We start from the raw sequence: 13,492 nt of genomic DNA on the forward strand, positions 1-13,492 counted from the left end.
CGCGATGACCGACGCCCCGCACCGCCTCGACTGTTCCGCCGCCGCGCTCGCCGACAATTGGCGCGCGCTCGCGCGGCTGAGCGGCGCGGCGGCGTGCGGCGCCGCGGTGAAGGCCGACGGCTATGGCCTGGGCGCGATCGCGGTGGCGACGCGGCTCGCCGACGCTGGCTGTCGCGACTTCTACGTCGCGACCTGGGCGGAGGCGGCCGCGCTCGTCCCCGCGCTCGCCGGCGGCCCCGCGCGGATCGCGGTGCTTCACGGCGCGCGCGGGGCCGATGTCGCTTTCGCCGAGCTGCCCGGCGTCCGTCCCGTCCTCTCCACCGCGGCGCAGGTGCGGCGCTGGCGCGAGGCGGGTGCGGGTCGCGCGTGCGACGTGATGGTCGACACCGGGATGAACCGACTCGGCGTCGCGCCGGAGGAGGTGGCCGACGGGCTGCTCGACGGGCTCGCGCTCGACACGCTGTTGAGCCACCTCGCCTGCGCCGACGAGCCCGGCCACCCGCTCAACGCCACGCAGCGCGCGCGCTTCGCCGCGCTGGCGGGTCAAACCGCGGCGAAGCGGATGAGCCTGGCCAATTCGGCGGGCATCGCGCTCGGCGCCGACTATCATCTCGACCTGACGCGGCCGGGCCTCGCGCTCTACGGCGGCGTGCCGGTGCCCGCACTCGGCGACGTGCTGCGCCCGGTCGCGACGATCACGGCCGAGGTGTTGCAGCGCCGCCTGGTGCGCGCGGGCGAGACGGTGGGTTATAACGCGACGTGGCGCGCGCGCGCGGACACCGCGGTGGTGATCGCCAACCTCGGCTATGCCGACGGCTATTACCGCGCCTTCTCGGACCGCGGGCGCGCTTTTGCCGGCGACGCCGCGCTGCCGGTGATCGGGCGGGTCTCGATGGACCTGGTCGCGCTCGACGCCACGGGGGTCGACGTCGGCGAGGGCGAATGGCTGCGCTTCGACCCCGACCTGCCGGCGATGGCGGCGGCGAGCGGGATGAGCCAATATGAGCTGCTCACCGGGCTGGGGCGGCGGCTGGAGCGGCGCTGGGTCTGAGGCGGAAGCACTCACGACGCGACCGCGCGCAGCCACTCGGCGAGCGGATCATAGAGCAACGCCCGGGCGCGGCCGCCGACCATCATCCCGACGTGCCCCGCGCCGACGTCGCGCCGCTCCGCCAGCCCCGCCGCGGTCGCCGCGGGCACGATCCGGTCGCTCAGTGAGACGAACTCGATCGACGGGCACGCCAGGTCCTCCGGCGCCACCACCCGCCCGCCGACCCGCCAGGCGCCCGCCCCCGACGCGTCCTCGCCCACCAGCGCGCCGAACAGCTCGGCGCCCGCCGCATAGGTCAGCGGCGCGCCCGCGTTGGCCCAGTCCTCGAGCAGGACGAAGCGCGCCAGCGTCGCGGCGTCCACGGTCGCCAGCGCCTCATATTTGGCGACGGTGCGCGCCGGGTCGAGCTGCCAGAAGCCCGACTGGAGCACCTCCATCGGCAGCACGCCGAGCGCGCGGCAGGCGGGCTCGGCCCGCGCCCACGAGGCGCGCATCGCTGCTCGCGCGCGCTCGCCATAGCCGGCGAAACGCCACGGCGCCGCCACCGTCGCCACCCCGGCGCAGCGCCGGCCGAGCAGCGCCGCCGCGGCGAGCGCCAGCGTGCCGCCGAGGCAGTAGCCGACCAGCAGCGGCGGCCGGTCGAGCCGCGCCAGCAGCGGCAGCAGCCGCTCGGTGACGTGCCCGGCGAGGTCGAGCGCGGCGTCACGCTCGCGCGGGTGACCCCAGTCGAGCAGCCAGGGATGAAGGCCCGCGGCGACGAGATGGTCGACCAGCGAGCGACCGCGCGCGAGATCGAGCACCGAGGGCGGGTTGATCAGCGACGGCACCAGCACCACTGGCGGCGCGTCAGCGGCCCCGCCCCCGTCGCGCAGCCGGGCCGCACCGCGGCGATGCCGCGCCGGCTTCATCCGCCGGCGGGCGCGCGGCGCCTCCTGGTAGCGGCGCAGCCCCGCCAGCGCCGCGGCGCGCCGCTCGGGCGATGCTGCGGTCTCGCGGCGCAGCATGTCGAGGAACAGCGGCAGCGGCCGGGGCACGTCGCGCTTGTGTTGCGGCGCGAAAAATTGTGCGTTACCGAAGGGAAGATCGGTCATGGGGGCTCGCGCGATGAAGAAACAGCAGGGCGACGGCGTGGTCGTCATCAAGAAGTACGCGAACCGCCGGCTCTACAATACCGAGAGTTCGTCCTACATCACGCTCGAGCATCTCGCCGCGATGACCCGCGCCGGCCGCGAGTTCAAGGTGGTGGACGCCAAGACCGACGAGGACATCACCCACAACGTCTTGACGCAGATCATCATGGAGGAGGAGAGCCGCGGCCAGACCATGCTGCCGGTCAATTTCCTGCGCCAGCTGATCGCGCTCTACGGCGACTCGATGCAGGCGATGGTGCCCGACTATCTCGAGGCGTCGATGGAGAGCTTTCGCCGCAACCAGACGCAGTTCAAGACCGCGGTCGAGGGCGCGTTCGCTGGCTCGCCCTTCGCCGAGATCGCCAAGCGCAACCTGGAGATGTTCGAGGCCGCGGCCAACGCCTTCAAGCCGGGCGCGACGGCGGCACCGGCGGGCGGCGCCGCGCCCGTCGCGGGCAAGGACAGCGAGGTCGCCGCGCTCAAGGCCGAACTGGCGCAGCTGCGCGACAAGGTCGACAAACTGGGCGAGTGAGCACGGCGGACGGACGGTACCGAGTCCCCGCGAAAGCGGGACCCCGGCGCGAATGTTGCGAATGTTGAGCCGCCGGCGCGTCTCGGACGAACGTTGAGTCGCGGATGCATGCGGTCGCGAGGGGATCGAGGACGTCGTCACCCGACCCGTCTACCAGCGCGCGGCCAGCGTAGGACAGCGCTCGCCGGGCGGGTCACTTCCCGGGCCACGGCGAGGATCGTTCGGGCGGACACAGCGGCGCCACCACGAAGGCTGCGGTGTAGACGGCGCCCTTCGTCACCACGCAAACGCGCCGCGTTCCGGTTCCGGCGCGCCCCGGCTCCTCCCGCCGTCATCCTGAACTCGCTTCAGGATCGACGGATCCGGAGAGGTAATGTTGATCATCCCACAGGCGGTTTACCCCTCCCGTCACCCCGGGCTTGACCCGGGATCCATGGTGCCGCGGAAACCGCCGGCGTTCCTCTTGCGGACCCATGGATCCCGGCTCGAGGCCGGGATGACGGTGGTGGAACAGGGACGAACCCAGCAGCACCTGGACCCGCGGCACCATGGCTCTCGGGACAAGCTCAGGATGACGCCTGCGGGTCGAGCGCGGGAGAGCCTCGCCCTCAGCGCGGCTTGACGAAGCGCAGCGTTATCCGGTCGCTCTCGCCGATCGCGGCATATCTGGCGCGGTCCTTGTCCTTGAGCGCGTAGCTCGGCGGCAGCGTCCACACGCCGTCGGGCCAGTCGGCGCTGTCCTTGGGGTTGGCGTTGATCTCGGAGCGTCCCGCCAGCTTGAACCCCGCCGCGGTGGCGAAGCCGATCACCGAGCTGGTCTTCATATAGCCGCTCTTCTCCTCCGCCGCGCTCGGGCGCGCCTCGGGCAGGCGATGCTCGACCACGCCGAGCGTCCCGCCCGGCTTGAGCATGCGGTACATCGCCGCGAACATCTCGCGCGCGCGGTCCTCGCCACCGAAGCGCCAGTTGTGGACGTTGCGGAAGGTCAGCACCACGTCGGCGCTGCCGTCGGGCACGCCGGGCTGCCCCGTCTCCGCCGGGAAGGCGGCGAGCCTGACCTTGCCGTAGGTGGCGGCGTCCTTGGCCTGGAGCGCCCGTACCGCACCCAGCCCCTTCTCCCACGGGCCGGCGGCGTAATAAGCGCCGGTGCGCGCCGTCAGCGGGGCGAGGATCTCGGTGTACCAGCCGCCTCCCGGCCACACTTCCACCACCGTGTCGCCGGGCTTGACCCCGAAGAAAGCGAGCGTCTGCGCCGGGTGGCGATAGCGGTCACGCGCCACGTTGGCGGCGGTGCGCGTCGGCGCGGCGACCGCGGCGGCGATCGGCGCGGGGACATTGGGGGTGCTGGCCGCGGCGAGCAGCGGCGCGGCGAGCAGCAGGGAGCAGGCGAGACGATGCATCGGCGATCCTCCGGGACAATGACGCACAGGCTGACGCGCGCGTGACCGATGCGCAAGCCTCCCTCGTCGTGATCGCTTCGCTGGCGTTCGCGCTGGCGCTGTTCGCCGGCTGGCGCGCGCACCGCCGCACCCGCCGCGCCGACCCCGACGCGGTCGGCTGGATCGACTGGACGCTGGTGCAGATGGCGGCGCTGATCGCGCTGGCGGTGTCGGGCTATGTCGCGCTGAAAGGATGAGGCCGTGCAGGAACGTTGGCCGGCAGCCCGCGCTCAGTAGAAGCGCCGCAGCACCAGCAAGCGCTCGCCCGCGCCGTCGCACAGGCTGAGCCGCACCGCGCGTCCCGGCGCCCCCGTTGCCCAGCCAGCCACCGGCTGGCTCGCATAGCCGGGCGCGATCGCGACGCCGTCAACCGCGCAGATCGTATCGCCGACGTGCCAGCCCGCCGCCGCCGCGGGGCCGCCGCGCATGACGTGGAGCACCTTCAGCCGGTCGCTCGCCAGCCCGAGCAGCAGCCCGCTGGTCGAGCGCGCCACCGGCGCGCCGGCGGGCAGCGCGCGCAGCAGCATGTGCCCCGCGCCCGGATCGAGCAGCACGCGGTAGCGCTGGAGAAAGCCCGAGCCGATCCGCCCCGCCACCCCGATCGTGTCGGAGAAGCCGCCAACGGGCTCGACCCGCAGCTCCACGTCGCGCGCCGCGACTCGACCGACCTGGAGCCGCGGCACGATCGCGAGCTCGCTCACCACCGCCCCGGCCAGCCCGTAGGAGACGGTGGTGGTGGTCGGCACCGCGCGCGCCGCCGCGCCCGCCGTCGCCCAGGACTCGGCGCCGAGCGTGATCGACGAGCCGTCGCCGGTGTCGACCACCATCGGGCGCAACCGCGCGCGCCCGAGCGCCACCTCGCTGACATAGACCAGCCGGTCGGGCGCGATCGACAGCGGCGCGCTCAGACCGGCGAAGGGCACACGACCGCTGCGCAGCAGGCGGAAGCGCCGCGCGCCATAGTCGATGTCGAGCGCATAGGCGGCGGTGAGGTCGCGCCCGACGAGCAGGTCGACCGGAGTGGCGCTGCCGGTGGCGGCGGCGGGCAGCTCGGCCACCGCGAGGCTGCCGCCGCGCCGGGCGAGCCCGCCGAGCGACAAAGTCGTGGTGTCGACGCGCCCGACGTCGACGCTGCCGCCGATCACCGTCGCCTGTCCCTCGGCCCGCACCGTCAGCCGGTTGGCGACGGCGTAGCGCTTGGCCAGCACCGAATAGCTCACCCCGGTGTCGAGCACCGCGGTGACGTCGCGGCCGTCGAGCGCCATGCGGAAGCGGATCTGGTTGCCGGGGGTGAGATCGAAGTCGACCCAGTGCGCCTCGGTGTCGGGCGCGAGCGCGCTGCGGCCGGCCCAGGCGGCGCGCGGCTCGGGCAGCGGCGGCGCGGCGGCGAGCAGCAGCGGCAACAACAGGAGGGATCGGGCGCGCACCGCGCGGGTGTAGCGCATCGCCGCGGCGAGTCACGGGGAGAGCGGGAGGACTTGTGTGTCGCTATGGGTGGCTAGCTGGCTGCCGTCGCCGACTACGTCCCGATCGTGCCCGGGGCCTCATCACACACACGATCAATCCTCCCCTGCACGCGAAGGACCGAAGGGCAGTCGTTCTGCTGCGTGTCTGCGAAGGCTAGAAGCTCGCCTCGGCATAGACCTTCGATACGTCGCCGCCCCAGGCGCCGTGGTAGCGCTCGAGCAGCTGCTCGGCGGGGACCTTGCCGCTGCGGACGATCTCGCGCAGCGGCTCGAGGAAGCCGGTCTCGTCGTCGCCCGCGGCGTTGGTGCGCCCGCGCGCGCGCAGGCCCAGCGTGGCGATGTCGAGCGCTGCCCCCGCGATGTCGCGCAGCGTGCCCCCGCCCGGCAGCGGCGCGGCGAGCCCCAGCCGCGGCACCGAGTCGCGCAGCGTCTGGCGCTCGTCGATCGTCCAGTCCTTGACCAGGTCCCAGGCGGCGTCGAGCGCCCCCTGATCGTAGAGCAGCCCGACCCACAGTGCTGGCAGCGCGCAGATCCGGTTCCACGGCCCCCCGTCGGCGCCGCGCATCTCGAGGAAGGTCTTGAGCCGCACCTCGGGGAAGGCGGTGGAGAGATGGTCGTTCCAGTCGTCCAGCGTCGGCTTCTCGCCCGGCAGCACGCTCAGCTCGCCGCGCAGGAAGTCGCGGAACGACAGGCCCGCCGCGTCGATGTAGCGGCCGTCTCGGTAGACGAAGTACATCGGCACATCGAGCATATAGTCGGCGTAGCGCTCGTAGCCGAACCCGTCCTCGAACACGAACGGCAGCATGCCGGTGCGCGCCGGGTCGGTGTCGGACCAGATGTGGCTGCGATAGGAGAGGAAGCCGTTGGGCTTGCCCTCGGTGAAGGGCGAATTGGCGAACAGCGCGGTGGCGAGCGGCTGGAGCGCGAGGCCGACCCGGAACTTCTTCGCCATATCGACCTCGGACGCATAGTCGAGGTTCACCTGGATCGTGCAGGTGCGCAGCATCATGTCGAGCCCCATCGTCCCGACGCGCGGCATGTGGCGCAGCATGATCGCGTAGCGGCCCTTGGGCATGATCGGCAGCTCGGCGCGGGTCTTGTCGGGCCACATGCCGAGCCCGAGGAAGCCGATCCCCAGCGTCTCGCCCGCGGCCTTGACCTGGGCGAGGTGGCGGCCGGTCTCGGCGCAGGTCTGGTGCAGATTCTCGAGCGGCGCGCCGGAGAGCTCGAACTGCCCCGCCGGCTCGAGGCTGACGCTGCCGTCGGCGCCGCTGAGCGCGATGACGTTGCCCCCCTCCTCGACCGGGCGCCAGCCGTGCTGGACCAGCTCGCCGAGCAGCGCGCGGATGCCCGCGGGCTCGTCGTAGGAGGGAGCGTGATGGTCGCCGCGCGCGTAGACGAACTTCTCGTGCTCGGTGCCGATGCGCCAGCGCGCCGCCGGCTTCTCCCCCGAAGCGAGATGGGCGATCAGTTGGTCGCGCGATTCGATGACCGCCGCGCTGTGATCCGAAACGGTCTTCGTCGTCATGGCGCCGCGCTTACGCGCGGATGAACGGGCGCGCTAGAGCCGATCGACGCCTCGTTGACGCAGGATCGCGCGGTGCGCGGCGCGGCAGTCAAGCGGGTGGGCGCCTGTTCCATCGAAGCTGAAGCGTTCTCCGGCGAACGCCGGAGTCCAGGGGACCAGGGACGGCGTTCGTGGCTCCAGGCTCCTGCTCGCGCAGGAGCACGCTCGCGCTTCAGCTGTGGCAGATCGGATCACGACAAGGCGACGCTTGATCTCACGGGTAGAGTGCGACACGCTACCGTATACGATCTGTCTGGAAGCCGACGATGCGCCCTGCCTTGCTCCTCCTCCTCCTCGCGCTCGCGCTCTCGCCCGCCGCGGCGCGATCGGATGGCGCCGCCGCGATCGCCACCGCGGGCTACCGGGTCGGCGGCTTCACGCTCGCGCTCCGCCGCGACACACAGACCGCGGCGAGCCTCCGCCCCGACGGCGCCGCCGGCTTCGACTTCCTCCCCGCGGGGCGCGAGGCCGAGCGCGCGGGGGACGGCTATGTCCATCTCGGCGATCTCCACCTGCGGCTGCGCACGCCCGGGGCGGCGTGGCGCGACTTCGCCTCCGCCGCGGCGCGCCGGCCGATCGCGCCGCTGCCGCCCGCGCGCGGGATGATCGCGGGCGCCGACATCACCGCGACGATGGGGGCGGGTATCCCGCTCCGCGTCGTCCGGCGCTGGCTCGTCGTCGACGGCGCACCCGCGCTGCGCTTCACGCTGACCAACACGAGCGGCGCGCCCGTCGAGATCGGCGCGCTCGGCCTGCCGATGGTGTTCGACAACATCATCACGGGCCGCGACCTCGATCAGGCGCACGCGCAGGCGAGCTTCGTCGACCCCGCGATCGCGCGCGACGCGGGCTATCTCCAGGTCACGCGGCTCAACGGCGCGGGTCCGGCGCTGCTGGTGCTGCCTGAGAAGGGCACGCCGCTGGAGGCGTGGCGGCCGATCCTCACCGCGGCACAGGCGCCCGGCGCGGTCTTCACCGATCGCAGCCCGCGCGCGCAGACCGCGGAAGGGTTCTACGACTGGACCGTCGTCAGCAAGGCCTTCGCCGAGCGCGAGTGGGCGGGCGCGGCGGAGCAGTGGAACGCGCCCACCAGCCTGACGCTCGCGCCGGGCGAGTCGCGCAGCGTCGGCGTGCGGCTGGTCGCCGCGCCGACGATCCGCGCGATCGAGGCGACGCTCGCCGCGCAGCATCGCCCGGTCGCGGTCGGCGTGCCCGGCTATGTCGTGCCGACCGACCTCGAGGCGCAGCTCTTCGTCAGGGCGCCGCGCGCGATCCGCGCGATCGACGTGGCCCCGGCCGGCGCGCTGACGGTGACCCGCGCGGGCAGCGTGGGCGGCTGGCAGCGGCTAGCGGTGCGCGGGGGCGGGTGGGGCCGGGCGCGGGTGTCGCTGACCTACGACGACGGCAGCGTGCAGACGGTGAGCTATTTCGTCACCGAGCCGCTCGACCAGGTGATGGCCGACCTCGGCCGCTTCGCGACGACTCAGCAATGGTATGAGGGGCGCGGCGACGCGTTCGGCCGCTCGCCCGCGATCCTCACCTACGATCGCGCGCGCGACGCGGTGGTGACGCAGGAGCCGCGCGTGTGGATCGCGGGGATGAGCGACGAGGCCGGCGCGGGCAGCTGGGTCGCCGCGATGATCAAGCAGCTCGACCATCCCGACGCGGGCGAGATCGCCAGGCTGGAGCGGCTGGTCGACACCACCGTGGTCGGCCGGCTCCAGGTCGCGGACGGGCCGCACGCGGGCGCGGTGCGCAAGAGCCTGTTCTTCTACGACCCCAGGGCGCACCCCGGCTATTACGACCCGCGCCGGGACTGGACGAGCTGGACCTCCTGGTCGCGAAGGGACGCGGACGACCTCGGGCGCGCCTACAACTACCCGCACGTCGCGATCGGCCACTGGGTGCTCTACCGCACCGCGCGCAACCACCCCGGGCTGGTGCGCGCGCACGACTGGCGCTGGTATCTCGGCTGGGCGCAGCGCACCGTCGTGGCGATGATGCGCGACGCGCCGCACTACGCGCAGTTTGGGCTGATGGAGGGCGACGTCTTCGTCGACATCCTCGACGACCTGAAGCGCGAGCGGATGACCGCCGAGGCCGCCGAGATGGAGCGGCTGATGCGCGCGCGGGCCGATCACTGGACGAGCCTGCGCTACCCGTTCGGCAGCGAGATGGCGTGGGACTCGACCGGCCAGCCCGAGGTCTACGCCTGGATGCGCCACTTCGGCCACGCGCCGGAGGCCGCGCTGACACGCGAGGTGATCCTCGGCTATGATCCGACGATCCCGAGCTGGGCCTATAACGGCAACGCGCGGCGCTACTGGGACTTTCTCTACGGCGGCAAGGTGGCGCGGATCGAGCGCCAGGTGCATCATTACGGCTCGACCCTCAACGCGGTGCCGCTGTTCGACTCGTTCCGCCGCGATCCCGCAGACCTGCACCTGCTGCGCGTCGCCTATGGCGGGCTGCTCGGCGGCATCACCAACATCGACCGCGATGGCTTCTCCTCGGCCGCCTTCCACTCCGCGCCCGACATGATGCGCTGGGACGCCTATAGCGGGGACTATGGCATGGGGCTGTTCGGCCATGCCTATGCCGCGGCGACCTATGTGGTGCGCGATCCGGTGTTCGGCTGGCTGGCGTTCGGCGGCAACCTGCGCGAGGAGAGCGGTGCGGTGACGGTGGCACCGCGCGACGGCGCGCGCGCGCGGCTGTTCGTGGCGCCGGCGCGGGCGTGGATCACGCTGGAGGCTGGCAAGATCGCGCTCGCCCGCTACACGCCCGCGAGCGGCGAGATCCGGCTGACGCTCGACCCGGCGCGTCCGGAGACGCCAGCGGCGCGGCTGTTCGTCGGGGACGACGGCGGCGGCGGCCGGGGCTACGCGCCGGCGAGCGGGACGTTCGAGCGCGGCGGGTACACGATCGCGCTGGGACAGGGGACGACCGAGGTGGTGCTGCGCGCGCGGTGAGGGGTCACCGCCTCACTCCTCCCCGCTTAGCGGGGAGGGGGACCGCCGGCCGCAGCCCGGTGGTGGTGGGAGGCATCCACAAACCTGCGCTACGTGGAGGTCCGCCTCCACCAGCCCGCGGCTGGTCCCCCCCTCCCCCGCCGAGGGGAGGATTGAGGGTCACCAATCCCCCGCCGCCGCCATCCACAGCGCCACCGCGGCCGCCGCGGCGGTGTCGGCGCGCAGGATGCGCGGGCCGAGCGTGATCGCCACCGCCTGCGGCAGCGCGCGGACCAGCGCGCGCTCCTCGTCGTCGAAGCCGCCCTCGGGACCGATCAGGATCGCCGCCGGCCCCGCGCGGGCGTGCATCGCCGCCGCGGCGGGGACGCCGCCGGTCTCGTCGGCGAAGAACAGCGCACGTTCCGCGGGCCACTCGCGCAGCAGCGCGGGGAGCTTCAGCATCGGCGCCAGCTCGGGCAGGGCGGTCCGCCCGCACTGCTCGGCCGCCTCGATCATGTGCGCGCGCAATCGCTCGGCGTTGGGCCTGTCGACCACGGTGCGCCGCGTCACCACCGGCACCAGCCGCGCCACGCCGAGCTCGCACGCTTTCTCGGCGAGCCAGTCGACCCGCCCCTTCTTGAGCGGCGCGGCGGCGAGCCACAGGTCGGGCACCGGCTCGCGCTCGGCCAGCCGCTCGGTGACGTCGAGCACCAGGTCGCGCTTGCCGACGCTCGCCGCGGTGGCGAGCCACTCGCCGGTGACGTCGTCGAACAGCCGCACGGGGTCGCCCGCGCGCAGCCGCATCACCGCGATGAGATAATGCGCCTGCGATCCGGCGAGCGCGCGCTGGCCAGGGGCGAGCGGCGCCTCGACGTACAGCCTCGGCGTCGAGCGCGGCGGCCAGGCAGGGGTCGCGCCCATCAGCGGCGCCCGCGCGCGAGCAGCAGTCGCGCCACCAGGAAGGCCGCGCCGCCGAGCACCGCGATGCCGATCACGCTCACCGCGATGACGCCCGCCACCCGCAGGATCGCGTAGAACAGCGCCTCGAAGAAGCGCCCGAGCGCGACCGAGAGATGGATCACCTCCCCGTCACGCGGGACCAGCGCTGCGCGCGGCAGCCGAATCCCGCGAAGAGGCAGCCCTCGGCGACCAGCGTATCGCGGCCCTCCAGGTGGAGCGTGCCGTCGACCTCGCTGCCGATGTCGGGGACGAAGACGGTGCCGGCATATTGCCCGTCCTCGCCGCGCTCGAAGCCGCGGAACAGCGCGGTGCCGATCAGCCGCTCGGTGCCGCCGGCCGCGGCGTCGTCGCGCGCCTTCTCGCTCGCGGCCACCACCGTGCCGCACATGCCCGGCGCGCCGCGGCACGGCGCGACTCGGATGCGGACGCTGTCGCCCGCGTTGCGCCAGGTGCCGGCGAGCGGGTCCGCCGCGGCGGCGGGAGCGGGGGCGAGCGCGAGGAGGAGAGCGAGCGGGAGCATGGCGGCGAGATAGGGGAGGAAGCGGGCGGTTTTAAGTCCGCGCCATCCGGTCACACGAACGCGCCTGTGCCCCGGCGAAGGCGGGGGCCTAGGCAGGAAAGCTTATGTGGGACTCACCGTCATCCCCCAGCTGGGCCCCGACCTCCGCCGGGGCACGCGCTCGGTCAGCCGGGCTGCGCCGCCAGCCGCACCGCCACCGCCTCCGCCACCTTGATCCCGTCGACCGCGGCCGAGAGGATGCCACCGGCATAGCCGGCGCCCTCGCCCGCGGGATAGAGGCCGGCGGTATTGAGGCTCTGGAAGTCCGCGCCGCGGGTGAAGCGTACCGGCGAGGAGGTGCGCGTCTCGACGCCCGTCATCACCGCGTCGGGATCGTCGTAGCCGCGGATCTGCCGGCCGAACACCGGCAGCGCCTCGCGCATCGCCTGGATCGCGAAATCGGGCAGGCAGGCGGCGAGGTCGGTCGGCGTCACGCCGGGGCGGTAGCTCGGCGTCACGCTGCCGAGCGCGGTCGAGGCGCGACCCTCGAGGAAGTCGCCGACGCGCTGCGCCGGCGCGCGATAGTCGCGCCCGCCGGCAACGAAGGCGCGCTCCTCCCAGTGGCGCTGCAGCGCGATGCCGGCGAGCGGGTCGCCGGGGAAGTCACGCGCCGGGTCGATCGCGACGACCAGCCCCGAGTTGGCGTTGCGCTCGTTGCGCGAATATTGGCTCATGCCGTTGGTGGCGACTCGTCCCTCCTCCGAGGTGGCCGCGACCACGGTGCCGCCCGGGCACATGCAGAAGCTGTAGACGGTGCGACCGTTCGAGCAGTGATGCGAGATATGGTACTCGGCCGCGCCCAGCGCCGGATGGCCGGCGTCATCGCCGAAGCGCGCGCGATCGATCCACGACTGGAGATGCTCGATCCGCACGCCGAGCGAGAAGGGCTTGGCCTCGGCATGGACCCCCGCCTCGACCAGCATGCCGAACGTGTCGCGCGCGCTGTGGCCGACCGCGAGCACGACATGCTCGGCCTCGAGGTACGAACCGTCGTGGAGGTGCAGCCCGCGGAGGTGGCGCTCGCCGCGCGCGTCCGTCCCGACGTGGAAGCCGTCGACCCGCGTCGAGAAGCGATATTCGCCCCCGAGCGCCTCGATCGAGGCGCGCAGGCGCTCGACCATCGTCACCAGCCGGAAGGTGCCGATATGCGGGTGCGCGTCGGTGAGGATCTCGGGCGGCGCGCCGGCGGCGACGAACTCCTCCAGCACCTTGCGGTTGAGGTGACGCGGGTCCTTGATCCGGCTGTAGAGCTTGCCGTCGGAGAAGGTGCCCGCGCCGCCCTCGCCATATTGCACGTTCGATTCGGGCACGAGCACGCCGCGCCGCCACAGCCCCCACGTGTCCTTGGTGCGCTCGCGCACGACCTTGCCGCGCTCGAGCACGATCGGACGGAAGCCCGCCTGCGCCAGGATGAGGGCGGCGAAGAGACCGCATGGCCCCGCGCCGATCACCACCGGGCGCTGGCGCGCGCCGCCGGCCGGGGCGAGCACGGGCGGGCGGTAGGCGGTATCGGGGGTCGGGCGGACGTCCTTGTCGTCGCCGAGCCGCGCCATCACCGCGGCCTCGTCGCGCAGCGCGACATCGACCGAATAGACCAAGGCGATGCGCCCGCGCCCGCGCGCGTCATGCCCGCGGCGCGCCACCTGCCAGCCGAGCACGTCATTGGCGGCGACGCCGAGCCGCTCGTGCAGCGCCGCGGGAAGCGCGTCGTCGTCGTGGCGCAGCGGCAGGCGCAGGTTGGAGAGCCGGATCATGGCGCGCGCCTTACACCGCGCGGGGGCGGCGGCCAACGTGAGTCGGGCGGCGGCAGACTCTGCCAATCCTCCCAGGCACGGGG

Annotated in this window: 12 protein-coding genes; 4 read left to right on the forward strand and 8 right to left on the reverse strand. The window is 73.3% G+C overall.

Features of this window, described 5'->3' with window-relative positions; genetic code table 11:
• Nucleotides 1–4 precede the first annotated feature (4 nt).
• The gene (gene alr, locus K7957_RS08500; protein ID WP_223011534.1) at nucleotides 5–1,051 is read left to right on the forward strand and encodes an alanine racemase; all 1,047 of its coding nucleotides are present in this window, start codon (nucleotides 5–7) and stop codon (nucleotides 1,049–1,051) included.
• Between the two features lie 11 nt (nucleotides 1,052–1,062).
• On the opposite strand, the gene K7957_RS08505 is transcribed toward alr, so the two are convergent.
• A complete protein-coding gene (locus tag K7957_RS08505; RefSeq protein ID WP_223011535.1) occupies nucleotides 1,063–2,142 on the reverse strand; it encodes an alpha/beta fold hydrolase in 1,080 nt (359 codons plus the stop codon).
• Between the two features lie 13 nt (nucleotides 2,143–2,155).
• On the opposite strand from K7957_RS08505, the gene phaR reads away from it, so the two are divergent.
• Nucleotides 2,156–2,713: a polyhydroxyalkanoate synthesis repressor PhaR gene (gene phaR, locus K7957_RS08510; protein WP_223011536.1), complete on the forward strand. Its 558-nt coding sequence runs from the start codon at nucleotides 2,156–2,158 to the stop codon at nucleotides 2,711–2,713.
• 608 nt (nucleotides 2,714–3,321) lie between these two features.
• On the opposite strand, the gene K7957_RS08515 is transcribed toward phaR, so the two are convergent.
• Nucleotides 3,322–4,113 (reverse strand): class I SAM-dependent methyltransferase, encoded by a 792-nt coding sequence (locus K7957_RS08515; protein ID WP_223011537.1) that lies wholly within the window; start codon nucleotides 4,111–4,113, stop codon nucleotides 3,322–3,324.
• Nucleotides 4,114–4,154: 41 nt separating this feature from the next.
• Here K7957_RS08515 and K7957_RS08520 point away from each other — a divergent pair, with 41 nt between their 5' ends.
• A complete protein-coding gene (locus K7957_RS08520) occupies nucleotides 4,155–4,349 on the forward strand; it encodes a hypothetical protein (RefSeq protein WP_223011827.1) in 195 nt (64 codons plus the stop codon).
• Nucleotides 4,350–4,382: 33 nt separating this feature from the next.
• Here K7957_RS08520 and K7957_RS08525 read toward each other — a convergent pair whose 3' ends face one another.
• Both K7957_RS08525 and K7957_RS08530 read right to left on the reverse strand, forming a co-directional pair.
• Complete coding sequence (locus tag K7957_RS08525) at nucleotides 4,383–5,597, reverse strand: aspartyl protease family protein (protein ID WP_223011538.1); 1,215 nt, start codon at nucleotides 5,595–5,597, stop codon at nucleotides 4,383–4,385.
• A gap of 175 nt (nucleotides 5,598–5,772) precedes the next feature.
• On the reverse strand, nucleotides 5,773–7,146 hold the full coding sequence (locus tag K7957_RS08530; protein WP_223011539.1) for a glutamate--cysteine ligase: 1,374 nt from the start codon (nucleotides 7,144–7,146) through the stop codon (nucleotides 5,773–5,775).
• 317 nt (nucleotides 7,147–7,463) lie between these two features.
• On the opposite strand from K7957_RS08530, the gene K7957_RS08535 reads away from it, so the two are divergent.
• Nucleotides 7,464–10,157 (forward strand): DUF5695 domain-containing protein, encoded by a 2,694-nt coding sequence (locus K7957_RS08535; protein ID WP_246616844.1) that lies wholly within the window; start codon nucleotides 7,464–7,466, stop codon nucleotides 10,155–10,157.
• Nucleotides 10,158–10,316: 159 nt separating this feature from the next.
• On the opposite strand, the gene K7957_RS08540 is transcribed toward K7957_RS08535, so the two are convergent.
• The 4 genes from K7957_RS08540 to K7957_RS08555 all read right to left on the reverse strand — a co-directional run bounded on the left by K7957_RS08540 (nucleotide 10,317) and on the right by K7957_RS08555 (nucleotide 13,409).
• Nucleotides 10,317–11,057 (reverse strand): 16S rRNA (uracil(1498)-N(3))-methyltransferase, encoded by a 741-nt coding sequence (locus tag K7957_RS08540; RefSeq protein ID WP_223011541.1) that lies wholly within the window; start codon nucleotides 11,055–11,057, stop codon nucleotides 10,317–10,319.
• Nucleotides 11,057–11,218 (reverse strand): hypothetical protein, encoded by a 162-nt coding sequence (locus K7957_RS08545; RefSeq protein ID WP_223011542.1) that lies wholly within the window; start codon nucleotides 11,216–11,218, stop codon nucleotides 11,057–11,059. The genes K7957_RS08540 and K7957_RS08545 overlap by 1 nt, the downstream gene beginning before the upstream one ends.
• Nucleotides 11,215–11,670 (reverse strand): DUF2147 domain-containing protein, encoded by a 456-nt coding sequence (locus tag K7957_RS08550; protein WP_343228350.1) that lies wholly within the window; start codon nucleotides 11,668–11,670, stop codon nucleotides 11,215–11,217. The genes K7957_RS08545 and K7957_RS08550 overlap by 4 nt, the downstream gene beginning before the upstream one ends.
• Before the next feature lie 110 nt (nucleotides 11,671–11,780).
• Complete coding sequence (locus tag K7957_RS08555; RefSeq protein WP_223011543.1) at nucleotides 11,781–13,409, reverse strand: NAD(P)/FAD-dependent oxidoreductase; 1,629 nt, start codon at nucleotides 13,407–13,409, stop codon at nucleotides 11,781–11,783.
• Nucleotides 13,410–13,492 lie beyond the last annotated feature (83 nt).

Source organism: Sphingomonas yunnanensis (assembly GCF_019898765.1).
GTDB classification, from domain to species: domain Bacteria; phylum Pseudomonadota; class Alphaproteobacteria; order Sphingomonadales; family Sphingomonadaceae; genus Sphingomonas; species Sphingomonas yunnanensis.

Bases quoted from the DNA above. Each gene is read 5' to 3' on its own strand.
- phaR (WP_223011536.1), top strand. From the start codon at position 2,156: ATGAAGAAACAGCAGGGCGACGGCGTGGTCGTCATCAAGAAGTACGCG.
- K7957_RS08515 (WP_223011537.1), bottom strand. From the start codon at position 4,113: ATGCATCGTCTCGCCTGCTCCCTGCTGCTCGCCGCGCCGCTGCTCGCC.
- K7957_RS08505 (WP_223011535.1), bottom strand. From the start codon at position 2,142: ATGACCGATCTTCCCTTCGGTAACGCACAATTTTTCGCGCCGCAACAC.
- K7957_RS08555 (WP_223011543.1), bottom strand. From the start codon at position 13,409: ATGATCCGGCTCTCCAACCTGCGCCTGCCGCTGCGCCACGACGACGAC.
- K7957_RS08525 (WP_223011538.1), bottom strand. From the start codon at position 5,597: ATGCGCTACACCCGCGCGGTGCGCGCCCGATCCCTCCTGTTGTTGCCG.
- K7957_RS08530 (WP_223011539.1), bottom strand. From the start codon at position 7,146: ATGACGACGAAGACCGTTTCGGATCACAGCGCGGCGGTCATCGAATCG.
- K7957_RS08540 (WP_223011541.1), bottom strand. From the start codon at position 11,057: ATGGGCGCGACCCCTGCCTGGCCGCCGCGCTCGACGCCGAGGCTGTAC.
- alr (WP_223011534.1), top strand. From the start codon at position 5: ATGACCGACGCCCCGCACCGCCTCGACTGTTCCGCCGCCGCGCTCGCC.